Below are 23,230 nucleotides of genomic sequence, written 5' to 3' on the forward strand. Positions count from 1 at the left end.
TTCGGCGCCCTGTCCTACGCCGCCCGCCACCCCCGCCTCTTCCGCGCGGCGGCGTCCTTCAGCGGTGTCATCCACACCACCCTGGATCCCGCCGGCATCCAAGGCATCCTTACGGGCCAGGGCGCCGACCCGACGGCCCTGTGGGGAGACCCCGCCGCCCAGTCCGCGCTCTGGGACGCCCACAACCCGTACGCCCTCATCCCCCGGCTCCCCCGCGGCTACCCGCTCTACCTCGCCTGCGGCAACGGCACCCCCGGCCCCCTCGACCCACCGGACCGCCCCGAGGACACCCTGGAGCGCGGCCTCGGCGAAATGGCCCAGCGCTGTGTGCGCCGCGCCCGCGCCCACGGCCTGGCCGTCACCGCCCACCTCTACGGCCCCGGCACCCACACCTGGCCCTACTGGGAGCGCGAGCTCACCCGGGCCCTGCCCCTCCTCACCGCCCCGCTCACCTGACGCCGGGGTTTGCTACGGTCGAAAACAACCCGACGAGACGCGCCGTACCGGGCCCCGCAAAGACGACGCACCCCGTAACGAGAGACTTCACGGAGGTGCCGTCATGGCATGGGTCCTGCTGCTCACCGCCGGACTGTTCGAAATCTGCTGGTCGATCGGCATGAAGCTGAGCGACGGCTTCACCCGGCTGTGGCCCAGTGTGTTCACAGTCGCGGGTCTGATCGTGAGCATGGGGCTGCTGAGCGTGGCGGTGAAGAGCCTGCCCATCGGCACGGCCTACGGCGTCTGGGTCGGCATCGGCGCCGTCGGCACCGCACTGCTGGGCATGATCCTCTTCCATGAACCGGTCACCCCGGCCCGGATCTTCTTCCTGCTCCTGCTGGTGGTGGCCATCGTGGGGCTGGAGGCCACGGCGGGCGAGTGAGCAACGCGGTGCCCCCGGACCTTCGTAAGGTCCGGGGGCACCGTTTGTCGCTGTGCAGGGGTTACGCGGCGGCGAGCCGGCGCTCCGGCTCGTCGTAGTCGTCCAGCGGGGAGGCGCTGGCGTGGGCGTACGCCTCGTGGTCGAGGATCTTCTCGCGGGCCGAGACGATCACCGGGATCAGCGCCTGGCCGGCCACGTTCGTGGCGGTCCGCATCATGTCCAGCACCGGGTCGATGGCCATCAGCAGGCCGACGCCCTCCAGGGGGAGGCCCAGGGTGGAGAGGGTCAGGGTCAGCATGACCGTGGCGCCCGTAAGGCCGGCGGTGGCGGCGGAGCCGATGACCGAGACGAAGGCGATCAGGAGGTAGTCGCCGATGCCGAGGTGGACGTCGAAGATCTGGGCGATGAAGATCGCGGCGATCGCCGGGTAGATCGAGGCGCAGCCGTCCATCTTCGTCGTCGAGCCGAAGGGCACCGCGAAGGAGGCGTACTCCTTGGGAACGCCCAGCCGCTCGGTGACCTTCTGGGTCAGCGGCATGGTGCCGACCGAGGAGCGGGAGACGAAGGCGAGCTGGATGGCGGGCCAGGCGCCCTTGAAGAAGCTCAGGGGGTTGACCTTGGCGACCGTCGCGAGCAGCAGCGGGTAGACGCCGAACATCACCAGCGCGCAGCCGATGTAGATGTCGGCGGTGAAGGTCGCGTACTTGCCGATCAGGTTCCAGCCGTAGTCGGCGATGGCGGTGCCGATGAGGCCGAGGGTGCCCAGCGGGGCGAGGCGGATGACCCACCACAGGGCCTTCTGGAGCAGTTCGAGCACCGACTGGCTCAGGGTGAGGATCGGCTGGGCCTTCTCGCCGAGCTGGAGGGCCGCGACGCCCGCGACGGCGGCGATGAAGACGATCTGCAGGACGTTCAGCTCGGTGAACGGGGTGATGACGTCGGTCGGCACGATCCCGGTGAGGAAGTCCAGCCAGGAGCCCGCGTGGTCGGGCTTGGCGCCGTCCTTGGGGGTCAGATCGGTACCGGCGCCCGGGTTGGTGATCAGGCCGATCGCGAGGCCGATGGCGACGGCTATGAGCGAGGTGGCCATGAACCACAGCAGGGTGCGGGTCGCCAGCCGGGCGGCGTTGTTGACGTTCCGCAGATTGGTGATCGAGATCAGGATCGCGAAGAACACCAGCGGGGCGACGGCCAGCTTCAGTAGCTGGACGAAGATCGAGCCGATCTTGTCGAGCGTGGTGACCAGCCAGCCGACATCACCGCTGCGGGCGATCCAGCCCAGCACCACACCGAGGACGAGGCCCAGCAGGATCTGTGCCCAGAAGGGCACCTTGGGCAGGCGGAAGGACGACGGCCCCTGGGGGGACGCCTTGAGGGCGGACGACAACGGACACACTCCGGTGGAGGTAAGAGGGCGGGAGAAAGCCAGGAGTCCGTACGGGATCTCCGGCCGCTGTGCGTGAGGTCGATCAGCGGCGACGACAGGCCGCGGACAGGCAGCGGCAAAGATCGATGTGCAGGCGCGCCACGAGCGGAACGCTCGCGGAGATGAGGGGCGCGGCTGCTGTCTTCATGACAAGTACATTAACACCGCCGCTTTGGGGCACCCAAAGGAAATCTTTGACTTCTGACGGCTTCCGAGGGCTCCTGACGGCTCCTGAGGGGCCGAAAGACATCAACGCCCCCTGTGCCAACGGAAGCTGGCACAAGGGGCGTCGGTGGAGTGTGCGGGGTGGTGTGAGGAGGGTTACAGTCCGGCGCGGGTCAGACGCCGTCCTCCTGGCTCTGGTTCGCCGCCAGCCGCTCCTTGGCACGGTCCACCTTCTCGGCGACCTGGACGGCCACGGCGTCCCGCTGCCTGCGCAGCATCACCCAGCTGAGCGGCGCGGAGACGACCAGCGCGAGCAGCGCCACCCAGAAGAGGTTGGAGCTGCCGAGGCCGGAGGGCAGCACCCGGACGTAGACCAGGCCCCAGATGGCCAGGAACGAGCCGACGAAGATTCCCAAGCGCATGAGGGTGTAGCGGAACATGGCACTCGGCGTGAAGGACACGACTCGTCCTCTCTCCTGGGAACTCTGCTGGGCGTTCTGCCGGAACTTGTGCTGGGAAAAACTGTCCTCCCAGTGAACCACGGCCGGTTTCTGATCAATTCAGCGGCAGCCACATGGTGACGTCGTCCCGGAAGTCGTCGTCCGCGACCCTGATCGCGCCGGGCGCCCGCCCGACCTCCTTGTAGCCGCACGCCTCGTAGAAGCGGTCCGCCCCGGTGCCGCCGCGGCAGGTGAGCCGTATCCCCCGGATGCCGTCCATATCGCGCGCGGCGTCCTCGGCGGCGGCCATAAGGGCGCGGCCGTGTCCCTTGCCCTGGTGGGAAGGGTGCACCATCACGGTGTAGAGCCAGCACCAGTGGCGCATCAGCCGGTGGACGTTGAAGGTGAAGAAGGCGGTGGCGGCCACGGCGCCGTCCTCGTCGCGGCCGATGAGCAGGCGGGTCCGGCCCTCCGTCATCGCGGCGAGGTGCTTGAGCAGATCGGGGCGTATGTCGTCCTTGGCCACGGGCGGTACGAAGCCGACGGCGCCGCCCGCGTTCGAGACGTCGGCCCAGAGGGCACAGACGGAGTCGAGCAGCTCGGGGGTGGCCTCGGGATCGAGTTCAAAACGCAGGGGCATGCGGCCGACGATACCCACCGGGACTGTCAGCGCTCACGCGCCTCAGGCCCCGTACGCGAGGGCGGCCGGACTCCCCTACGCGACGGCGGCAGGGCTCCTGGACGCGACGGCGGCAGAGCTCCCGGAGCTCTCCGTACCGGCCATGCCCCCGAGTGCCCCGCTCGGCGGCCGCCAGACAGCGGCCGCCGGGCGGTGGGCAGGACGGGTCACACCCGCATCGGCTGCGGGGACTCGCGGCGGGCCGCGTCCGGACCCTCGAACTCGCGGATGATCTCGTAGCGGGTGTTCCGCTCCACCGGCCGGAAGCCGGCGTCCCGGATCAGCTCGAGCAGGTCGTCACGGGTGAGCTTGTTGGGCGTCCCGTAGGAGTCGGCGTCGTGAGTGATCTTGTACTCGACGACCGAGCCATCCATGTCGTCCGCGCCATGGTTGAGCGCGAGCTGTGCGGTCTGCACGCCGTGCATCACCCAGAAGACCTTGACGTGCGGCACGTTGTCGAACAGCAGCCGCGAGACCGCGAAGGTCTTCAGCGCCTCGGCGCCGGTCGCCATGGTGGTGCGGGCCTGAAGACGGTTGCGGATCTTGCCGTCCTTCATGTCCACGAAGTCGTGCTGGTAGCGCAGCGGGATGAAGACCTGGAAGCCGCCGGTCTCGTCCTGGAGCTCACGCAGGCGCAGCACGTGGTCCACCCGGTGGCGGGGCTCCTCGATATGCCCGTAGAGCATCGTGCAGGGGGTCTTGAGCCCCTTCTCGTGCGCGAGCCGGTGGATCCGCGACCAGTCCTCCCAGTGGGTTTCGTGGTCGACGATGTGCTGCCGGATCTCCCAGTCGAAGATCTCGGCGCCGCCGCCGGTGAGCGACTCCAGTCCGGCGTCGATCAGCTCGTCGAGGATCTCCGAGGCCGGCATGCCGGAGATCTTCTCGAAGTGGTGGATCTCGGTGGCGGTGAACGCCTTGAGCGAGACCTGCGGCAGGGCTTCCTTGAGCGCCTTGAGCGAGCGCGGGTAGTAGCGCCAGGGAAGGGTCGGGTGCAGGCCGTTGACGATGTGGAGCTCGGTGAGGTTCTCGTTCTCCATCGCCTTGGCGAGGCGGACGGCCTCCTCGATGCGCATCGTGTACGCGTCCTTCTCGCCGGGCTTGCGCTGGAAGGAGCAGTACGCACAGGACGCGGTGCACACGTTCGTCATGTTGAGGTGGCGATTGACGTTGAAGTGCACGACGTCGCCGTTCTTACGGGTGCGCACCTCATGGGCGAGACCGCCCAGCCAGGCCAGGTCGTCGGACTCGTAGAGGGCGATGCCGTCCTCCCGCGAGAGCCGCTCGCCCGCGCGGACCTTCTCTTCCAACTCCCGCTTGAAACCCGCGTCGTGTGTGGTCCCCGTCACCCCGGTCGCCTCCCAATACGTCTGCTGATGTCAGCCTTCGCCGAGACTACGCCTCGATGTCCTCGGGAAGCTCGCCGACCCGGTTTTCCCACTTGGTGGAGAGCACGATCGTGGTGCGGGTGCGGGAGACGCCCTTGGTGCCGGAGAGCCGGCGGATGGTCCGCTCCAGGCCGTCCACGTCGGAGGCGCGCACCTTGAGCATGTAGGAGTCGTCGCCCGCGATGAACCAGCAGTCCTCGATCTCGGCGAGCTCGCGCATCCGGTGGGCCACCTCCTCGTGGTCGGTGGCGTCCGAGAGCTGGATGCCGATCAGGGCGGTGACGCCGAGCCCGAGGGAGGCGGCGTCGACGGTCGCGCGATAACCGGTGATCACCCCGGCGGCCTCCAGGCGGTTGATCCGGTCCGTAACGCTGGGCCCGGAGAGGCCGACCAGCCTGCCCAGCTCCGCGTACGAGGCCCGGCCGTTCTCCCGCAGGGCCTGGATGAGCTGCCTGTCCACCGCGTCCATAAGCACGTACGCCTTCCATTATTCAGGGATTGAGTGAGATTACATGTAGAATCTAAGGCATCAGGGCCACAAGCCCTGTAAATCTTTTAGGCGATACACCTGTCCTCAGGAGATGAGACTCACCGTGTACACGATCGAGGGTCTAGAGGCCCGCATGCTCGAGCTGCGGGACCTGGCCAACCGCTCGCGTGCAACCCATGCCACCGACCGGCCCGTCTCCCGTGCGGCCCGCCGCGCGGCCGTCGTCGCGGCCCGCGCCGCGCGCACCAGGAGGCGCTGGACCCGCTAGGGCCGACGCCCCTAGGCCGTTCCCCGGTCCCGGTCCCCACCGAGCTCCCCCTCCCACCGGCGGTACAGCTTGTGCGGCACCCCCGCCGCGTCCAGCACCCGCCCCGCGACGAAGTCCACCAGATCCTGGATATGCGTCGCCCCCGCGTAGAACGCCGGCGAGGCGGGCAGCACCACCGCGCCCGCCTCGTCCAGCGACACCAGGGCTTTGAGGGTCTGCCCGCTCAGCGGCGTCTCGCGCACCGCCACCACGAGCTTGCGCCGTTCCTTGAGCGTGACGCTCGCGGCCCGCTGGAGCAGATCCTTCGACAGTCCGAGCGCCACCCCGGCCACACACGCGGTGCTCGCCGGGACGATCAGCATCCCCTTGGTCGGGTACGAGCCGGAGGACGGCCCGGCCGCCAGGTCCCCGGCCGCCCAGTGGGCCACGTCCGCGACCTCGGCGGGCACCTCGAAGGCGTCGGGCCTGCCGTCCGCGCCCCGCGCCAGCCAGCGGCGCAGATCCTCGCGCCAGTGGGCGTCGCGGAACCCGATCCCCGTCTCGTCCAGCAGCGTCAGCCGTGACGCCCTGCTGACCACGAGGTCGACGGCCTCCCCCGCCGCCAACAGCGCGCGCAGCACCGAGGCGGCGTACGGCGTCCCGGACGCGCCGGACACACCGACCACCCAGGGACGGCGCCGGCTCACTTCTTCGTGCGCCCCGTACGGCTCGTGCGGTCCGTAAGGCTCGTGCGGCGTCTCCACGTCACCGAGCCTATCCGGCGGGTCTCACAGGCTGAGGCCCCGCACCATGAGGTCCAGGAGCGCGCAGGCGAAGAGGGCGATCCCGATGAAGCCGTTGACCGTGAAGAAGGCGCGGTTCAGCCGGGACAGATCGCCGGGCCGCACGATCGTGTGCTCGTACCCGAACGCCACCGCGACGATCACCAGCCCCACCCAGAAGAACGCCCCGGCGTCCGTGGCCAGCGCGTACCAGACCAGCAGGGCCGTGGTGACCACATGGCAGACGCGGGCCCCGTACAGCGCGCCCGCGATGCCGAAGCGGGCCGGCACCGACCGCACCCCGTGCGCCCGGTCGGCCGCCACGTCCTGGCAGGCGTAGATCAGGTCGAAGCCGCCGATCCAGATGCCGATCGCGAGCCCGAGGATCACCGCGTCCCACGACCACTCGCCGGTGACCCCGATCCAGGCGCCCACCGGGCCGATGGCCTGGGCCAGCCCCAGGATGGCGTGCGGATAGTCGGTGAACCGCTTGCCGTACGGATAGACCACCATCGGCACCACCGCGAACGGCGCCAGCGCCAGGCAGAGCGGACCCAGGAGCGCCGCCGCGCCCAGGAAGACGGCGAGCGCGATGAGCGCGCCGGTCCAGGCAGTGCGCACCGACACGGCGCCGGTGACCAGCTCACGCGCGGCGGTGCGCGGGTTACGGGCGTCGATCTCGCGGTCGATGATCCGGTTGCAGGCCATCGCGAAGGTGCGCATGCCCACCATGGCGACCGTGATCAGCAGCAGCCGCGTCCAGTGGACGGTGCCGTCCCACAGATGCATCGCGGTGAGCGCGGCGGTGTAGGCGAAGGGCAGCGCGAAGACCGAGTGCTCGATCATCACCAGCCGCAGAAAGGCGCGGACCCGGCCGGGCGGCGCCGGTTCCGGGCCGAAGAGATCAGAGGTTGCGGAATCGGCGCTCACAGCCCGTACTCCTTCCATCGCTTTGTCACCCGATCGGCGATCTCCGGGTCGGACATGACCATGCGCGGCCATCCGCCGTCGCGCGTATAGCCCTCCTCGGGCCATTTCGCGGTGGCGTCGATGCCCGCCTTGCCGCCCCAGAACTGCTGGTACGAGGCGTGGTCGAGGTGGTCGACGGGGCCATCGACCACGGTCAGATCGCGGCCGTAGTCGGTGTTCCCGAGGGCGCGCCAGGAGACCTCGTGCAGATCGTGTACATCGCAGTCGGCGTCGACCACGACGATCAGCTTGGTGAGCGACATCATGTGGGCGCCCCAGATGGCGTGCATCACCTTCTGCGCGTGCTTGGGGTACTTCTTGTCGATCGAGACGATCGCGCAGTTGTGGAATCCGCCGGACTCGGGGAGGTGGTAGTCCACGATGTCCGGGATGATGATCTTGAGCAGCGGGAGGAAGAACCGCTCGGTCGCCCGCCCCAGCGGTCCGTCCTCGGTCGGCGGACGGCCCACCACGATCGACTGGAGCAGCGGCCGCCGCCGCATCGTCACACAGTCGATGGTCAGGGCCGGGAACGGCTCCTGGGGCGTGTAGAAGCCCGTATGGTCGCCGAACGGGCCCTCGGGCAGCATCTTCCCGGGCTCCAGCCAGCCCTCGATGACGACCTCGGCCGCCGCCGGGACCTGCAGCGGCACCGTCTTGCAGTCGACCATCTCGACCCGCCGGCCCTGGACGAACCCCGCGAAGAGGTACTCGTCGATGTCGCCGGGCAGCGGCGCGGTCGAGGCGTAGGTCACGGCGGGCGGCGCGCCGAAGGCGATCGCCACCGGGAGCTTCTCCCCGCGCCGGGCGGCCACTTGGTAGTGGTTGCGGCTGTCCTTGTGGATCTGCCAGTGCATGCCGATGGTGCGGCGGTCATGGCGCTGGAGGCGGTAGAGGCCGAGGTTGCGCACCCCGGTCTCCGGGTGCTTGGTGTGGGTGAGGCCGAGGTTGAAGAACGACCCGCCGTCCTCGGGCCAGGTGAACAGCGCCGGAAGCTGGTCCAGATCGACGTCCTCGCCGGTGAGGACCACCTCCTGGACGGGCGCGTCCTTCACCTTCTTCGGCGGCACATGGGCCATCGAGCCCAGCTTCCCGAACGCCTCGCGCATGCCGCCGAATCCCTGCGGCAGCTCGGGTTTGACCAGCCCGCCGATCTTCTCGCTGATCTCGTCGTACGAGCGGAGTCCGAGGGCCTTGAGGAGGCGGCGGTCGGTGCCGAAGACATTCATGGCCAGCGGCATCGCCGAGCCCTTGACGTTCTCGAAGAGCAGCGCGGGGCCGCCCGCCTTGTTGACCCGGTCGACGATCTCCCCGACCTCCAGGTACGGATCGACTTCGGCCTTGACCCTCTTGAGGTCGCCTTCCTTGTCGAGCGCCCGCAGAAAGGAACGAAGATCGTCATAAGCCATGCGTCCCAGTATCCGGTACGCACTACCCTGGTCCCGTAACTGGGGGCCCGAGCCACCGCCCCGAACACCACACGCAGGGGGAATCGCCTCATGCTACGGGTGCTGATGATCCTGGTGCCGCTGGCACTGAGCATCTACGCGTTCATCGACTGCATCACCACCGACGAACAGGACATCCGCTATATCCCCAAGCCCATCTGGGCAATCCTCGTCCTGCTGTTCCCCGTTGTGGGCTCCATCTCCTGGCTGATCGCGGGCCGTAAGCGCGCCGTCGCCCAAGGCGGCGGGCGGGGCGCTGCCCGCGGCGCGGGCGGCGGGGGCGGGTGGGTCGCGCCGGACGACAATCCCGAGTTCCTCAAGTCCCTGAACGACACGAGCCGTAAGGACGACGGGGACGCCGCACCGGCCGACACGCCGGACGACCAGGAGAGCGACGAGGAGCGCCTGAAGGACTGGGAGGCCGACCTCCGCCGCCGCGAGGAGGAGCTGCGCCGCAAGGGCGAGGGGCCCGGCTCCGGTTCCGGTTCCGGCTCCGGCTCCGGTCCCGAGGACTCCCCGCCGCCGGCCGCGTCCTGAGGAGGGACCGGACGGCCTGACGCGGCGGCCGGGGCTGTCCGCACGCACAACGGCCGGTGCCCGTGACCTCGGTCACGGGCACCGGCCGTTGTGGTGTTCCGGTGTCAGACCCCGGCGTAGGAGTGCTTGCCGGTGATGAAGATGTTGACGCCGTAGTAGTTGAACAGGTAGCAGCCGAAGGCGATCAGCGCGAGGTAGGCGGCCTTGCGGCCCTTCCAGCCGGCGGTGGCGCGTGCGTGCAGGTAACAGGCGTAGGCGACCCAGGTGATGAAGGACCAGACCTCCTTGGGGTCCCAGCCCCAGTAGCGGCCCCAGGCCGCCTCGGCCCAGATCGCGCCCGCGATGATCGTGAAGGTCCACAGCGGGAAGATCGTGGCGTTGATGCGGTACGCGAACTTGTCCAGCGACGCCGCCGAGGGCACCCGCTCCAGAACGGACTTGGCGAACCGGCCGTACTGCTTGCCCTCCGGGTTCTCCAGTTGGGCCTCGTAGCGGTCGCGGAAGAGGTACAGCAGCGTGGAGACGGCCCCGATGTAGAGCGAGGCGCCGGAGACGATCGCGCAGCTGACGTGGATCCACAGCCAGTACGAGTGCAGGGCCGGAACCAACTGGTCGCTGTCGGTGTACAAGACAGAGACGGCGAGACCGAGGTCGAGGAGGACCGTGGTGACGAGGGGCAGCCCGATCCAGCGCACATTCTTCTTCAGCGCCAGCAGCACGAGGTATGTGGCGACCGCGACCATGGCGAAGGTCGTGGAGAACTCGTACATGTTGCCCCACGGCGCCCGCTGCACCGACAGCGCGCGGAACAGGACGCCCACGGCATGAAAGAGGAAGGCCAGTACGGTCAGGCCCACCGCGATCCGGCCGTACACATCGCCCTGTTCGGTGCCGCCCGCGGCGCCCGGCCCGTCCGGCACGTCGCGGCTGCCCGCCGCGGAGCGGGTGACGATCTTCGGTCGCTCCAGTACGGCGGTGCCGCCGCTCTGCCCGCCGACCTGCACGGTCACCTTGGCGCGCTGGGCGGCCGCGGCGTCGGCGGTGATCGCGGCGGCGGTGCGGCCGACGGCGCTGCGGCTGCCGAACACCCACTCGGCGATATGCGCGAGGAAGGCGAGCGTGTAGACCGCCATCGCCGAGTAGATCAGCACGTTGCTGTAATGAGCCAGGTTCTCGTTGACTTCGGCGGCGAGGTTCACGCGCGCGCTCCTTCGGCAGGATCTGCGGGATCTGCGGTGTCGGATGCGGATTCCGGGGCGGAGTCCTTGGTGGGCTCCTTGGCGGAGTCCTTACCGGCGTCCTTGGTGGAGTCCTTGCCGGGCTCCTCGGCGGCGTCCCGGCCGCGCTCCGGATCGGGTTCCGCTTCCGGGGCCGGAGGTGCGTCCGTCTGCAGACGGACGGCCAGATCGGCGAGTTCTTCGGGGAGCTTGGCGTACTCACTGCGGCCGAGTCCCGCCATCTCGACCACGGTGGTGCCGTCGTCGCCCCTCACCGCGCGCACCCACACCCGGCGGCGCTGGATGAACAGGGAGCCGGCCAGGCCCACCAGGGCGGCGACGGCGCCGATGAGGGCGCCCTGGTCACCCGGCTTGTGCGAGATCTGGAAGCTGGCCCATTCCTTGACGCCGTCGAACGACAGCGTTCCGGCGCCGTTCGGCAGCTTCATGGTGTCGCCGACCTTGAGCGCCCGGGCGAACTTGGTCTTGCCGTCGGGCTCCATGAACTGCTTCATCCGCGACTTGTCCAGCTGGTACACGCTCTGCGGAGTGCCGCCGTCGACGCCGAGGCTGCCGTGGTAGGCGGTCAGGACCAGCGTCGGGTTGTCCAGCGCCGGGAAGACGGAGAACATGCCCTGGCTGCGCACCCAGGTCGGCAGGAACTGCCCCTGGAAGCCGATCTGGTCCTTCTTGCCGTTCTTGTCCCGGTAGTCCGGGACCTTGATGACCATGCTCTCGGTGAGGTTGGCCCCGTCGATCGGCAGCCCGACCACCGGGCCCTGGTGCACCACATTGCCCTTGCCGTCCCGGATGGTGACGACCGGCGAGTAGCCGTGGTTCAGCAGGAAGACCTTGTAGCCCGAGATCTCCAGCGGCTCGTTCACCTCGATGGAGGTCTTGCGGGTGGCACCGTCGGCACCGTCCCAGTAGGACACATCGGCGCGGAAGGTGCGCGGGGTGCGCATCTGCGGACCGCTGCGTTCATAGGTCGCGGTGAAGCGGTCGAGCTGGAAGCCGAAGGGGGCGAGATCGTCGTTGTTGAACAGCTGCCCCGACTTGATGTCGTCGTACTGGGTGACGCTGTTGGAGAAGCCGCCGCCCTCGGTGATCAGGGTGCTGCCCTCGGTCTTCCACAACTGGCCGGCGGCGAAGGAGACCAGCAGCACGATCAGCGCGATATGGAAGAGCAGATTGCCCACCTCGCGCAGATAGCCCTTCTCCGCGGCCACCGCGTCACCCGAGCCGTGGATGCGGAAGCGGCGCCGCTTCATGATCTTGCGGGCGGCCTCGAGCACCTGCTCCGGCTCGGCCTCACTGCGCCAGGTGGTGTACGCGGGAAGCCGGGTCAGCCGGCGGGGCGCGGCCGGCGGGCGGCCGCGCAGCTGGCCGATGAACTGCCAGGTGCGCGGCACGATGCAGCCGATGAGGGAGATGAACAGCAGGAGGTAGATCGCCGAGAACCACACCGAGCTGTAGACGTGGAAGAGCTGCAGCTTCTCGTAGATCGGCGTGAGTGTCGGGTGCCGCTCCTGGAAGTCCTGCACCTTGAGCTGGTCGATGCTGGTCTGCGGGACCAGCGAGCCGGGGATCGTGCCCAGGGAGAGCAGAAGGAGCAGCAGCAGCGCGACCCGCATCGAGGTCAACTGCCGCCAGAACCACCGGGCCCAGCCGAGCGGCCCCAGCGAGGGGACGTTGATCTCCTCGGCCGGGGCGGTGGAGAGCTGCGACTCCGCGGCGCCGAGCTCGCGCTCCTCGGCGGTCGCGCCGCTCTCGGGCGGCGCCTCCTGGCCGGCCGCGGTGTCGGTATCGGTGGTGGACATCAGTCAGATCCCAACGTTGAAGCCCTGAGCCCAGGTCTGCATGGAGCCCATCATGGTGTCCCAGATACCCGTGAGCAGCAGCACCCCCAGGACGACGAGCATGCCGCCCCCGGCTCGCATCACCCAGACGTAGTGCCGCTTGACCCAGCCGAAGGCACCCAGGGCCCGGCGGTAGGCCACGGCGACCACCACGAACGGCAGCCCGAGCCCCACGCAGTACGCGGCGGTGAGCAGGGCCCCGCGCCCCGCGCTCGCCTCATTGAACGCCAGGGCGTTGACGGCGGTGAGCGTCGGCCCCAGGCACGGCGTCCAGCCGACGCCGAACAGGGCGCCCAGCACCGGCGCCCCCGCGAGCCCCAGCGTGGGCTTGATGTGGAAGCGGAACTCCCGCTGTCCGAAGCCCCCCAGCACCCCCATGAAGGCGAGGCCCATCACGATCGTGACAACCCCGAGAACCTTGGAGATGGTCTCCTTGTGCTCCTGGAGGGTCCAGCCGAAGTTGCCGAAGAGCGCGCCCCCGGAGACGAAGACCGCGGTGAAGCCGAGCACGAAGAGCGAGGCGCCCGCGACCATCCGGCCGCGCTTGGCCTCGGCCAGATCCGTCCCCGTGACCCCGGTGACATACGACATATAGCCGGGCACCAGCGGCAGCACACAGGGGGAGAAGAAGGAGACCAGGCCGCCGAGCAGGGCGACCGGAAGCGCGAGCAGCAGCGCCCCGGTCAGGACGGTCTGGTTGGGATCGGTGGCGGCGGCCAGCGTGCTCACGGAGGTCACTTCTCCGCGATCAGCGGGGTGATCATCGAGCGCAGGCGCTCCTCGCTGAGCGGCGTCAGAGCGCGGGCCGCGATCCTGCCCTCCCGGTCCAGGACGATCGTCGAGGGGATGGCCTGCGGGTTGAGGCTGCCCTTGGGGAAGCGCAGCATGAGCTTCCCGATCGGGTCGTACAGGCTCGGGTAGTCGACGCCGTATTCCTTCTCGAACCTGAGCGCGGGGGCGCGGTTGGAGTCACGGGTGTTGATCCCGACGAACTGCACGCCCTTGGCCTTGGTGTCCTTGGCGACCTTGGCGAGGTTCGCCGCCTCCGCCCGGCAGGGGGCGCACCACGAGCCCCAGACGTTCAGGACCACGATCTTGCCCTTGTAGCCCGCCACGTCCAGCGGCTTGTCCTCCAGGGTCTTCCCCGACAGCTTGGGGGCGTCCTTACGGTTCTCCTCGGAGACCGTGTCCACGCCGCCCTTGCCCTGGACGAACTTGGTGTCGGCGGAGCCGCCCGAGGTGCCGCCCCCGCCGCAGGCGGTCAGGGACAGCGCGGCGATCACGGCCCCGATGGCCGGCACGGTTACGCCACGACGGGTCGCGAGGCCCCGAAGGGCACGGCAGGCACTCATGTGAAAAGTTTCGCATGGCCTTTTTGGGGATCTTCGCCACCCCCCTCCGGGCACCCCCGCCCGGGGTCCGGAGGGCCTCCGCGGACCTTACGGCCCGCCGACGCGGTCAGTGACCGCTCGCGCTCCACGCCTGGCCCACGCCGAGCCCGCGCAGATCGGCCAGGACCGCGGGGTCCTGTGCGTCCATCCAGTCGGTGAACTGCTTGAAGGAGACCAACCGGACGTCCTTCCGCTTCTCGTCGGCCATATGCTTCAGCGCCTCTTCGACGGCGTCCATGTAGATGCCGCCGTTCCACTGCTCGAAGTGGTTGCCGATGAAAAACGGGGCGCGGTTGGTCTCATAGGCCCGCTTGAAGCCGGCTATGTACGCCTCGGTGGCCTGCTTGCGCCAGCCCGGGTAGTTCGCGGGCGGGGCATTGGTGGAATTCTGCGACTGGTTCGCCAGGATGTTGTAGTCCATCGAGAGCACCTCGAAGGTGTGTCCCGGAAAGGGAATCTGCTGCAGCGGGAAGTCCCACACGCCCTGCTTCTTCGACGGCCATACCTGGAGTCCGCCGGGCGAACTGGCGTCATAGCGCCAGCCGAGTTCCCGGGCGGTCGGCAGCAAATTGTTCTGGCCCTTCAGACAGGGCGTGCGGCCGCCGACGAGTTCCTTGTGGTAGTCGAACGGCAGCGGATCCACATCGGTGAAGCGCGTATTCGTCCGCCACTCCGTGACGAAGGACATGGCCTGGTCGATCTCGGACTTCCACTGCGCGGACGTCCAGTTCTCCACCGACCCGCTTCCGGAGCAGAAATGGCCATTGAAGTGGGTGCCGATCTCATGGCCCTCGAGCCACGCCTCGCGCACGTTGCGCAGCGTCTCCTTGATGTGCTCATCGGTGAGATAGCCGATGTCGGAGGCGCCCACCGGGTTGTTCGGCGGCCGGTACAGCGACTTCTTCGACTCCGGAAGGCAGTAGATACCGGAGAGGAAGAAGGTCATGGTCGCGCCGTGGTCCTTGGCCAGCTTGCGGAACCGCGGGAAGAGACCGTTGCCGACCTCTCCCGCGCCGTCCCATGAGAAGACCACGAACTGCGGCGGCTTCTGCCCCGGTGCCAGCCGCTCGGGCTTCGGGTCCGCCGGCCGCTGCTCACCCTGCGAAGTGGAACCGTCACCGATCGGCTTCGCCTGAGTGGTCTTCTTCGCAGGCTTCGGCGTCCCGGATCCCGAGGAACAGCCGGCGACGGCCAGTGATGCCGCCGTTCCCATACCCAGACCGAGGATCCCCCTCCGGCTGACCTCACGCATAACGTCCTCAATTCGCACTCGCCGTTCTGATTGCCCGGGGTGTCCGGACAACCCTGGAGATGGCGAAGCGAATAGCGAGGTTCCGAAGGAACGCGGTCAATTACACAGCGAACACAATGTCTCCAATCGGGAACGCGCCCCGTGACGCGCCGGCCACCGTGCGGCCATGTGCGGGTCACGCGCACCGCGGCTCAGGCGCCGTAGCCCTGCCGCTCAAGCGCCGTAGCCCTGCCGCTCAGGCGCCGAAGCCCTTGGAGGCCCCCTTCACCGGCTTGGCGCCCGCGCGCAGATGGGCCGGGACAAGATCACGGGCCGGTTCGCTGTAGCCCACCGCGACGATCCTGTCGCCGCGGTAGGTGAAGCTGGTGAGGCTGGCCAGGGTGCACTGCCGCTTGCGCGGGTCGTGCCACAGCCGCCGCCGCTCCACGAAGCTGCGCACGATCCAGATGGGCAGCTGATGGCTGACACACACCGCCTCGTGCCCGCGCGCGGCGTCCCGCGCCCGGCCCAGCGCCGCCATCATCCGCACCACCTGGTCGACATAGGGCTCGCCCCAGGACGGACGGAAGGGGTTGGTGAGATGACGCCAGTTGGCCGGTTTGCGCAGCGCGCCGTCGCCGACGCCGAAGGTCTTGCCCTGGAAGACGTTCGCCGCCTCGATCAGCCGCTCGTCCGAGGCCACGTCCAGGCCGTGCGCCTTGGCGATCGGCCCCGCCGTCTCCTGCGCCCGCTCCAGCGGGGAGGCGACGACATGGGTGATGTCACGGTCGGCGAGGTGCTCGGCGACCCGGTCGGCCATCTGCCGCCCCAGGTCCGAGAGGTGGTAGCCGGGCAGCCTGCCGTAGAGCACGCCCTCCGGGTTGTGGACCTCGCCGTGGCGCATCACATGGACGACGGTGATGTCGTTCTCGCTCTGTGTCATGTCACCCATCATTCAGTGGCCTCGGCGGCGGCCCGCGCCGCCCCCGGCAGAGCCGCGGCCACCCGCTCCAGCGCCCGCTCGTCATGCGCCGTGGAGACGAACCACGACTCGAAGGCGGACGGCGGGAGATAGACGCCCTGGGACAGCATCGAGTGGAAGAAGGCGGTGAAGCGGAACGACTCCTGCGCCTTGGCCTGCTCGTAGTTGGTGACCTCGTCGCCGGTGAAGAAGACCGAGAACATGTTGCCCGCGACCTGCACCCGGTGGGCCACGCCCGCCTTGGAGAGCGCCTCCGTCGCCATCGCCCGCAGCCGCTCGGAGGCCGCGTCGACCTGTCCGTACGCCGCGTCGTCCAGCAGCCGAAGCTGCGCGACGCCCGCGGCCGTGGCGACCGGGTTCCCGGACAGCGTGCCCGCCTGGTAGACCGGGCCGGCCGGGGCGAGGCGCTCCATCACATCGGCGCGCCCGCCGAAGGCCGCGGCCGGGAAGCCGCCGCCCATGACCTTGCCGAAGGTCATCAGGTCCGGCTCCACGCCGTCCAGCCCGAACCACCCGGCCCGGGAGACCCGGAAGCCGGTCATGACCTCGTCGGAGATGTAGAGCGCGCCATGGTCGGCGCAGAGCTGCTTCAGCCCCGCATTGAACCCGGGCAGCGGCGGCACCACGCCCATGTTGCCCGGCGATGCCTCGGTGATCACGCAGGCGATCTCCCCGGGGTGCGCGACAAAGGCCGCCCGGACCGCCTCCAGGTCGTTGTACGGCAGCACCACGGTCTCCCCCGCCTGCGCTCCCGTCACCCCCGGAGTGTCCGGCAGCCCGAAGGTCGCCACCCCGGACCCGGCCGCGGCCAGCAGGGCGTCCACATGCCCGTGGTAGCAACCGGCGAACTTGATCACCTTCGACCGCCCGGTGAACCCGCGGGCCAGGCGGATCGCCGACATCGTCGCCTCGGTGCCGGACGACACCAGGCGCACCTGCTCGACGGGGGCGACCCGCGCCACGATCTCCTCGGCGAGCTCGACCTCACCCTCACCGGGCGTGCCGAACGACGTACCGCGAGCGACGGCGGCCTGCACGGCCGCGATGACCTCGGGGTGGGAATGGCCGAGGATCATCGGTCCCCACGAGCACACGAGGTCCACATACTCGCGTCCGTCGGCATCGGTGAGGTACGGACCGTCACCGGACACCATGAACCGGGGCGTTCCTCCCACGGCGCGGAACGCCCGCACCGGAGAGTTCACGCCGCCGGGGGTCACGGCGGCCGCGCGATCGAAAAGCGTCTGCGAAACTGGGGCTGCGTACGGATAGCTCACGCAAGCCATGTTGTCAGAGCCGGACAGACTCCCGCGGCCGGGCGTTTCACAGCCCGAGCGTGGGGGAGGTTGCTGTAACAGAGATCGGGTTGCGCGGTAGTGGCCGCGAGTGGTCGGGTGGAGATATGCATCGCGGTGGCGAACTGGGTGAAGGGACTGACGACCGAGGCGGCCCCGAGCGTGCCCGGCCCGGACGCCATCGGCGGGACGAGGCGGGCAGGGCAGGCAGAAGCGGGGGCCGCATGGGGGTGACCTACAAGTACTTCGGTGCGCCCGATGGCGCCACCGCGGCCAGGGTCCCCATCTCCATGCGCCCCGAGGAGCTCGGCGGCGATGAGCTCGGCCAAGGCATGTTCACGAAGATCAAGCCGGAGACGGTCGCGGCGATGGTCCTCACCGGCATCGAGGGCGTCCCGCTCCACCGGGTCCCCCCGCTCGAACTGGTCGTCCTCCACCCGGACTACGCCGTCGTCAAGCTCCCGATGACCGTCGTCGACCCGCTGCGCGGCGTGGGCGAGGAGTCCGTGGGCGCCGCGGCCTTCATCTGGTCCACGGTCCCCGACCGCGGCGGCCCCCGGGATGCCTTCACGGTCTATCAACTGCTCCATGAGTGGCAGGACTTCAGCCACCGGCTGCACGAGGCGGGGCACCAGGCGTACTGCTTGGTGTGGCCCTGAGGCCGGGGGCCTGAAGCCTGGGCTCTGAAGGCCGGGGCCGTGGGCCTGAGGCCGGGCCCCTACGTCGCGGACGCGGCGCGCAGCAGGCGGAGTTGGCCGATCTCGGTGGCGTTCTTCATCAGCTCGGCGTTCACCCAGGCCGCCATGTGGGCCACGGTGTGCTCGGGGTCCCGATCCCAGGGGAACGGCGCGATGCCGTCCAAGTCCTCCTCGGTGAGCCGATCCAGCACGGCCGTCCACGCCGCCCGCAGACCCCGCAGCCATTCGATGGCCGCCTTACCGTCGCCGGGCCAGGTGACGTCGGTCCGCTCCCGCGGCCTCCGTCCCTCCGCGTGGTCGATGGTCACGCTCCACCACCAGCCGATATGCCAGCTCAGCCATCCGATGGTGGGGACGGGCACGGGATCGGGCTCGGTCTCCGCCCAGTCCGGCACCCACGCCCCGTCAGCGCCCTGCCGCACCGTCCAGCAGTGGGCCACGGGCTCCCACAGGAAGTCCCCGGGCTCCAACCGCTCCAGGTGGTACTCGAAGAGCGACCAGGTCAGGTCGGACTGCCAGCGCAGTAAGGCACATCGGGATGTCGTCGACGTCGTCATCGGCCGACCCTGGCACCACGGCCGGATGCGCGCAAAGGGAATTTCGGCCGACGCCCGGGGCTCGGGCGGGCCACGGGTGTCCGTTCAGGTTTCATGATCGGGCCGTACCCTTCCCCCATGCTCACCGCACGTTCCATCGCTCTGTTCGCAGTGGCCGCGCTCCTGGAAATCGGAGGCGCCTGGCTCATCTGGCAGGGCGTACGTGAGCACAGGGGTTGGGCGTGGATCGGCGCAGGGGTCATCTCCCTGGGCGCCTACGGGTTCGTGGCCACGCTCCAGCCGGACGCGGAGTTCGGCCGCATCCTCGCGGCGTACGGCGGCGTTTTCGTCGCCGGATCGCTCGCCTGGGGCATGGTCGCCGACGGCTACCGGCCCGACCGCTTCGATGTCATCGGAGCGCTGATCTGCCTGGCCGGAGTCGCCGTGATCATGTACGTGCCTAGGCGGTAACCATCGGCCGGCCGTGGCCGCCCTTGCCCTCGTGGTCGCCGTGGTGGTCGTCCTGCTCCTGCTCCGTACCGAGGACGCAGCCGGTTTCCGGGTCGATGAAGACGGTCGTGAGGGTGTGGTCGCACTCGACCTCCACGACCCACACCTTCTTGCCCTCCTTCTGGTGCGGGTCCTTGTGCTCGTCCTTGCGCTGCTGGTCCTTGCGCTGACCGTCGTGGTGCTGCGGGTCCTTACGGTCGTCCTTACGGTCGTCCTTACGGTCGTCCTTGCGCTTGTCCTGGTGGTTGCCCTTGTGGTGCGGGTCGTCCTCGGGGCAGTCCACCAGCTCGGCGGTGACGGCCCGGCCGCCGACCTCGCACTCGGCGATCTCGATCGCCTCGGCGATCGTCACCGGGTCGTTCTTCTTCGCGTCCTGGTGCTCCTTGTTCTCCTTGTTCTGCTTGTTCTGCTTGTTCTCCTGGCCGTGGCGCGCCTGGTCGTCCTCGTGGGCGGGAACGGTGACGGGCCGCACGGCGCCGCGGTCCTGGGCCTCCTCAGCGGGCTGGGCAGCCTGCTGCGGCTGAGCCATCTGCTCGGTCTGCGCTGCCTGCTGCGGCTGGGCGACCTGCTCCGGCTGAGCCGCCTGCTGCGGCTGGGCGACCTGCTCCGGCTGAGCCGCCTGCTGCGGCTGCGCGGCCTGCTCGGGGCGCGCCACGCTGCGGCCCTGGGGGCCGTGCCAGATCTTCCCGGGGAAGTAGTGGCTCATCTCCGGGCGCCCGTTGTCGTCGCGCCGGCTGTTGTCCTGGCTGCCGCTCTCCTCCTGGCCGCCGTTGTTCTCCTTGTTCTCCTTGTTCTCCTTGTTCTCCTGGCCGCCGTTGTCCTCCTGGCGCCCATGGTCGTCACGACCGCTGTTCATGTTCGCGTCGTAGCGGCCGCTGTCCTCGCGCTGGCCGCTGTCCTCGCGCTGGCCGCTCTCCTCGTGCCGCCCGCCCTCGTCGTGACGGCTGCCCTCGTCGTGACGGCTGCCCTCGTCGTCCCGGACGTGGTCGTGGCGGCCGTTCGGGTCCTGATGCCCGTTGTCGTCGTGGCGGCCATTCGGGTCCTGGTGACCGTTCTCGTGGTGCCCCTTGCTGTCGCCGTGCGCCCGGTCCTGGTGGCACTTGTTGCTCGGCGACGAGTGCGGCTCGGGGGTGCTGCCCGCGGCCCATGCCGTCCCCGGAGCACCGGTGACCAGGGCCGCAGCCGCGATGGCACCCGCTGAGGCCACGCCCCAGCGCCGGAAAGAACGACGAGACCGCTGAAGGAATCTGCTCTGCTGCGTCATTACCTGAATTCACTCCTTGGGCATGGGTGCTCCATTGCCGGCGCCGCGCCGGACGCACTGCACCCTTCCCCGAGCCCAGGACCCGCTAGCGGATTCCGATCTTCAGTCCCCCGGTTGGAGGTAAATCAGGCCGTCATATCCTGCGTATGGATCATGCGCAGGCACCACCGTTTGCGCCACGTCGTCATAGGAGGGCCGATGACCACCCGTACCGCAGTCATCACCGGCGCGAGCAGCGGGATCGGCGCCGCGACCGCGCGCCGCCTGGCCGCCGCCGGATACCGCGTCGTCCTCGCCGCCCGCCGTAAGGAGCGCGTCGACGCGCTCGCCGCCGAGCTGACCGAGGCGGGGCACGAGGCCGAGGCGTACGTCCTGGACGTCACCGACCGTGCCGCCGTGGAGTCCTTCGCCGCCGCTCTGGACCGCTGCGACGTCCTGGTGAACAACGCGGGCGGCGCGATCGGCGCCGACCCCGTCGCCACCGCCGACCCGGCCGACTGGCGGGCGATGTACGAGGTCAATGTGGTGGGCGTGCTCCAGGTGACCCAGGCGCTGCTGCCCGCCCTCACCGCCTCCGGCGACGGCACGATCGTCGTGCTGTCCTCCACGGCGGGCCATGTGGCGTACGAGGGCGGCGGCGGGTACGTGGCGGCCAAGCACGGCGCCCACGCCATCGCGGCCACCCTGCGCCTGGAGCTGTGCGGTGATCCGGTGCGGGTGATCGAGATCGCCCCGGGCATGGTCAGGACGGACGAGTTCGCGGTGAACCGCTTCCGCGGCGACGAGGCCCAGGCCGCGGCCGTCTACGAGGGCGTGGCCGAGCCGCTGACCGCCGATGACGTGGCCGACACGGTCGAGTGGGCGGTCACCCGCCCCTCACATGTGAACATCGACATGATGGTCATCCGCCCGCGCGCCCAGGCCGCCCAGCACAAGGTCCACCGCGAGCGCTGAGCGCGTTCGCGAGCGCTGAGCGCGTTTCGCGGCTGCTGAGCCCGTTCGCGAGCGCTGAGCCCGCGAACGGGCGGCAGGTGGCCGACGGTTCCGCCGTCCGCCCGTCTGACCCGGTGCATGTGCGCCGTCCCGGGGGCTCTCCGATGCTGGGAGAGACCGTCACCTCGCGGTGAAGCGGAGGCGTCATGAGAGTTGTCGTCGATCTCAACCGGTGCCAGGGCTACGCGCAGTGCGCCTTCCTCGCGCCGGATGTGTTCGCGATGCACGGTGAGGAAGCGCTGCTGTACGACGGGCAGCCCGACGACACGCGGCGCCGGGACGTCCTGCGGGCGGAGGCGGCCTGTCCGGTCAAGGCCATCACCGTGGAGGGCGCGGGCGCGGCGTGGACCGCGGAGGGGGCGGGTGTCTCCGATGGCGGTTGACGGTTCCCTGGAGCGGCTCAGGCGCGAGGGCCGCATCGTCGTCGTGGGTGCCTCCCTGGCGGGGCTGCGGGCCGCCGAGACGCTCCGGGAGGAGGGCTTCACCGGCACCCTCACCATGATCGGTGACGAGCCGTGCGAGCCGTACGACCGTCCGCCGCTGTCCAAACAGGTGCTGCTCGGCAGGGTGCCGGCCGACCATACGGCCCTTCCCCGGCGCCGCGCGATCGAGGCGCAGTGGCGGCTGGGTGCCGCCGCGACCGGCCTGGATCCGACGGCCAAGCGGGTGGCTCTCGCCGATGGCACGTCGGTGGAGTACGACCGGCTGCTGATCGCCACCGGGGTGCGCTCCCGCCCGTGGCCGAACGAGCTGGAGGCCGGGCTGGACGGCGTCTTCGTGCTGCGGACCAGGGACGACGCCACCCGGTTGAGACACCGGCTGAAGGCCGGGCCCAGCCGGGTGCTGGTGATCGGTGCCGGATTCACCGGCTCGGAGATCGCCTCCGTCTGCCGCGAGCGGGACCTGCCGGTCACCGTCGCCGAACGCGGCCCGACCCCCCTGTCGGGCGCCCTGGGCAGCGTGATCGGCGACGTGGCCGCCCAACTGCACCACCAGCACGGCGTCGACCTGCGCTGCGGTGTGATGGTCACCGGACTCGAAGGCGACGGCGCGGGAAGGCTGCGGCGGGCCCACTTCTCGGATGGAGGCACGGTGGACGCGGAGGTGGCCGTCGTCGCCCTGGGGGCGACGCGCAACACCGAATGGCTCGCGGGATCCGGGCTGGCCGCGGGGCCGCGCGGGATCGCCTGCGACGCGGGCTGCCGGGCCTTCGACGTACGGGGCATCGTCGCCGACGATGTGTTCGTCGCGGGAGACGTCGCCCGCTCCCCGCATCCGCTGTTCGGCTACCGGTTCCTGTCCCTGGAGCACTGGGGCAACGCGGTCGCGCAGGCCGAGGTCGCGGCCCACAACATGATCTGCCGCGGTGAGGAGCGCCGCCCGCACCTGTGGACGCCGTATTTCTGGTCGGCCCAGTTCGGCGTCAACATCAAGTCCGTCGGGGTCCCGAACATGGCCGACCAGATCATCGTCAGCCAGGGATCGCTGGGCGAACACCGCTTCACCGCGGCCTATGGCTACCAGGGCCGCGTCATCGCCGCCGTCACCTTCGACCAGGCGAAATGGCTGGAGTTCTACCAGCGGCAGATCGAACAGGCCGCGCCCTTCCCGATGCCGTTCGCCACCGTCGACCGGCGGACCGAAGGCATGCGTCCGGTGCCGGCCGGATTCCCCGACCCCTCGGTGCCCACCCACGGCCCCCAGGTCACCGTGAGCGGCTACTCCCCGACCGACCAGCGCGTCACGTTCACCCCCGCCGGACACGGACGCCACGCCTGACGCGGGCAGCACCGGCTCCCGGAAGGA

At 69.7% G+C, this 23,230-nt stretch carries 26 protein-coding genes and 1 riboswitch; of the genes, 9 read left to right on the top strand and 17 right to left on the bottom strand.

The features are described 5' to 3' along the window. Positions 1-456, top strand: a 456-nt coding sequence (locus J5X86_RS45560) for an alpha/beta hydrolase family protein (protein WP_243983142.1), incomplete at its 5' end; no start/stop codon positions are given. Between the two features lie 2 nt (positions 457-458). After that, positions 459-528, top strand: a riboswitch (guanidine-III (ykkC-III) riboswitch). Between the two features lie 31 nt (positions 529-559). After that, positions 560-880 (top strand): multidrug efflux SMR transporter, encoded by a 321-nt coding sequence (locus tag J5X86_RS45565; RefSeq protein WP_078642840.1) that lies wholly within the window; start codon positions 560-562, stop codon positions 878-880. Positions 881-941: 61 nt separating this feature from the next. On the opposite strand, the gene J5X86_RS45570 is transcribed toward J5X86_RS45565, so the two are convergent. The 5 genes from J5X86_RS45570 to J5X86_RS45590 form a co-directional block, all read right to left on the bottom strand. After that, positions 942-2,267 carry a dicarboxylate/amino acid:cation symporter gene (locus J5X86_RS45570; RefSeq protein WP_107439117.1) on the bottom strand — a complete coding sequence of 442 codons (1,326 nt, stop codon included), beginning with the start codon at positions 2,265-2,267 and terminating at the stop codon, positions 942-944. 377 nt (positions 2,268-2,644) lie between these two features. Then, positions 2,645-2,911: a DUF4229 domain-containing protein gene (locus J5X86_RS45575; RefSeq protein ID WP_078642838.1), complete on the bottom strand. Its 267-nt coding sequence runs from the start codon at positions 2,909-2,911 to the stop codon at positions 2,645-2,647. A 115-nt stretch (positions 2,912-3,026) separates the two neighbouring features. Then, positions 3,027-3,551 carry a GNAT family N-acetyltransferase gene (locus tag J5X86_RS45580; RefSeq protein WP_078647575.1) on the bottom strand — a complete coding sequence of 175 codons (525 nt, stop codon included), beginning with the start codon at positions 3,549-3,551 and terminating at the stop codon, positions 3,027-3,029. 206 nt (positions 3,552-3,757) lie between these two features. Continuing rightward, a complete protein-coding gene (gene mqnE / locus J5X86_RS45585) occupies positions 3,758-4,936 on the bottom strand; it encodes an aminofutalosine synthase MqnE (protein WP_078642837.1) in 1,179 nt (392 codons plus the stop codon). A gap of 46 nt (positions 4,937-4,982) precedes the next feature. Then, positions 4,983-5,444, bottom strand: a complete 462-nt coding sequence (locus tag J5X86_RS45590; RefSeq protein ID WP_014054040.1) for an Lrp/AsnC family transcriptional regulator — start codon at positions 5,442-5,444, stop codon at positions 4,983-4,985. Positions 5,445-5,556: 112 nt separating this feature from the next. On the opposite strand from J5X86_RS45590, the gene J5X86_RS45595 reads away from it, so the two are divergent. Further along, positions 5,557-5,733 carry a hypothetical protein gene (locus tag J5X86_RS45595; protein ID WP_162953078.1) on the top strand — a complete coding sequence of 59 codons (177 nt, stop codon included), beginning with the start codon at positions 5,557-5,559 and terminating at the stop codon, positions 5,731-5,733. Between the two features lie 11 nt (positions 5,734-5,744). Here the strand turns inward: J5X86_RS45595 and J5X86_RS45600 are convergent, their stop codons facing one another. The 3 genes from J5X86_RS45600 to J5X86_RS45610 all read right to left on the bottom strand — a co-directional run bounded on the left by J5X86_RS45600 (position 5,745) and on the right by J5X86_RS45610 (position 8,872). Further along, positions 5,745-6,419 carry a UbiX family flavin prenyltransferase gene (locus J5X86_RS45600; protein ID WP_208522544.1) on the bottom strand — a complete coding sequence of 225 codons (675 nt, stop codon included), beginning with the start codon at positions 6,417-6,419 and terminating at the stop codon, positions 5,745-5,747. 81 nt (positions 6,420-6,500) lie between these two features. Then, positions 6,501-7,424, bottom strand: coding sequence for a menaquinone biosynthesis prenyltransferase MqnP (gene mqnP / locus J5X86_RS45605; RefSeq protein WP_208522511.1), 924 nt, complete (start codon positions 7,422-7,424; stop codon positions 6,501-6,503). Next, the gene (locus tag J5X86_RS45610; protein ID WP_014054036.1) at positions 7,421-8,872 is read right to left on the bottom strand and encodes a menaquinone biosynthesis decarboxylase; all 1,452 of its coding nucleotides are present in this window, start codon (positions 8,870-8,872) and stop codon (positions 7,421-7,423) included. Before J5X86_RS45610 ends, mqnP begins: the two co-directional genes overlap by 4 nt. Before the next feature lie 90 nt (positions 8,873-8,962). Between J5X86_RS45610 and J5X86_RS45615 the strand changes: the two genes are divergently transcribed. Continuing rightward, positions 8,963-9,448, top strand: a complete 486-nt coding sequence (locus J5X86_RS45615) for a PLD nuclease N-terminal domain-containing protein (protein WP_208522512.1) — start codon at positions 8,963-8,965, stop codon at positions 9,446-9,448. Between the two features lie 104 nt (positions 9,449-9,552). Here J5X86_RS45615 and ccsB read toward each other — a convergent pair whose 3' ends face one another. The 7 genes from ccsB to hemL all read right to left on the bottom strand — a co-directional run bounded on the left by ccsB (position 9,553) and on the right by hemL (position 17,414). Then, on the bottom strand, positions 9,553-10,647 hold the full coding sequence (gene ccsB / locus J5X86_RS45620; protein ID WP_078642832.1) for a c-type cytochrome biogenesis protein CcsB: 1,095 nt from the start codon (positions 10,645-10,647) through the stop codon (positions 9,553-9,555). Next, positions 10,644-12,485, bottom strand: coding sequence for a cytochrome c biogenesis protein ResB (locus tag J5X86_RS45625; protein ID WP_208522513.1), 1,842 nt, complete (start codon positions 12,483-12,485; stop codon positions 10,644-10,646). Before J5X86_RS45625 ends, ccsB begins: the two co-directional genes overlap by 4 nt. Positions 12,486-12,488: 3 nt before the next feature. Further along, positions 12,489-13,253, bottom strand: a complete 765-nt coding sequence (locus tag J5X86_RS45630) for a cytochrome c biogenesis CcdA family protein (RefSeq protein ID WP_078647574.1) — start codon at positions 13,251-13,253, stop codon at positions 12,489-12,491. Between the two features lie 5 nt (positions 13,254-13,258). After that, positions 13,259-13,876 (bottom strand): TlpA disulfide reductase family protein, encoded by a 618-nt coding sequence (locus tag J5X86_RS45635; protein ID WP_208522514.1) that lies wholly within the window; start codon positions 13,874-13,876, stop codon positions 13,259-13,261. A 106-nt stretch (positions 13,877-13,982) separates the two neighbouring features. Further along, a complete protein-coding gene (locus J5X86_RS45640) occupies positions 13,983-15,167 on the bottom strand; it encodes a hypothetical protein (protein WP_208522515.1) in 1,185 nt (394 codons plus the stop codon). A gap of 235 nt (positions 15,168-15,402) precedes the next feature. Continuing rightward, the gene (locus tag J5X86_RS45645; protein ID WP_174893822.1) at positions 15,403-16,089 is read right to left on the bottom strand and encodes a histidine phosphatase family protein; all 687 of its coding nucleotides are present in this window, start codon (positions 16,087-16,089) and stop codon (positions 15,403-15,405) included. Between the two features lie 8 nt (positions 16,090-16,097). After that, positions 16,098-17,414: a glutamate-1-semialdehyde 2,1-aminomutase gene (gene hemL / locus J5X86_RS45650; RefSeq protein WP_119990596.1), complete on the bottom strand. Its 1,317-nt coding sequence runs from the start codon at positions 17,412-17,414 to the stop codon at positions 16,098-16,100. A gap of 116 nt (positions 17,415-17,530) precedes the next feature. Here hemL and J5X86_RS45655 point away from each other — a divergent pair, with 116 nt between their 5' ends. Next, complete coding sequence (locus J5X86_RS45655) at positions 17,531-18,082, top strand: hypothetical protein (RefSeq protein WP_232546254.1); 552 nt, start codon at positions 17,531-17,533, stop codon at positions 18,080-18,082. A gap of 59 nt (positions 18,083-18,141) precedes the next feature. Here J5X86_RS45655 and J5X86_RS45660 read toward each other — a convergent pair whose 3' ends face one another. After that, positions 18,142-18,678 carry a DinB family protein gene (locus J5X86_RS45660; RefSeq protein ID WP_208522516.1) on the bottom strand — a complete coding sequence of 179 codons (537 nt, stop codon included), beginning with the start codon at positions 18,676-18,678 and terminating at the stop codon, positions 18,142-18,144. A gap of 117 nt (positions 18,679-18,795) precedes the next feature. On the opposite strand from J5X86_RS45660, the gene J5X86_RS45665 reads away from it, so the two are divergent. After that, positions 18,796-19,128 carry a YnfA family protein gene (locus tag J5X86_RS45665; protein ID WP_078642826.1) on the top strand — a complete coding sequence of 111 codons (333 nt, stop codon included), beginning with the start codon at positions 18,796-18,798 and terminating at the stop codon, positions 19,126-19,128. Here J5X86_RS45665 and J5X86_RS45670 read toward each other — a convergent pair. Then, a complete protein-coding gene (locus J5X86_RS45670) occupies positions 19,118-20,374 on the bottom strand; it encodes a PepSY domain-containing protein (RefSeq protein ID WP_208522517.1) in 1,257 nt (418 codons plus the stop codon). The two genes, J5X86_RS45665 and J5X86_RS45670, sit on opposite strands and share 11 nt — an antisense overlap. Before the next feature lie 255 nt (positions 20,375-20,629). On the opposite strand from J5X86_RS45670, the gene J5X86_RS45675 reads away from it, so the two are divergent. The 3 genes from J5X86_RS45675 to J5X86_RS45685 all read left to right on the top strand — a co-directional run bounded on the left by J5X86_RS45675 (position 20,630) and on the right by J5X86_RS45685 (position 23,203). Then, on the top strand, positions 20,630-21,385 hold the full coding sequence (locus tag J5X86_RS45675) for an SDR family NAD(P)-dependent oxidoreductase (protein WP_208522519.1): 756 nt from the start codon (positions 20,630-20,632) through the stop codon (positions 21,383-21,385). A gap of 185 nt (positions 21,386-21,570) precedes the next feature. After that, positions 21,571-21,807 carry a ferredoxin gene (locus J5X86_RS45680; protein ID WP_208522521.1) on the top strand — a complete coding sequence of 79 codons (237 nt, stop codon included), beginning with the start codon at positions 21,571-21,573 and terminating at the stop codon, positions 21,805-21,807. Beyond that, on the top strand, positions 21,797-23,203 hold the full coding sequence (locus J5X86_RS45685) for an NAD(P)/FAD-dependent oxidoreductase (protein WP_208522522.1): 1,407 nt from the start codon (positions 21,797-21,799) through the stop codon (positions 23,201-23,203). The genes J5X86_RS45680 and J5X86_RS45685 overlap by 11 nt, the downstream gene beginning before the upstream one ends. Positions 23,204-23,230: the final 27 nt, after the last annotated feature.

The sequence above is a fragment of the Streptomyces sp. NEAU-YJ-81 genome (assembly GCF_017592595.1).
In the GTDB taxonomy this organism is placed as follows: domain Bacteria; phylum Actinomycetota; class Actinomycetes; order Streptomycetales; family Streptomycetaceae; genus Streptomyces; species Streptomyces hygroscopicus_B.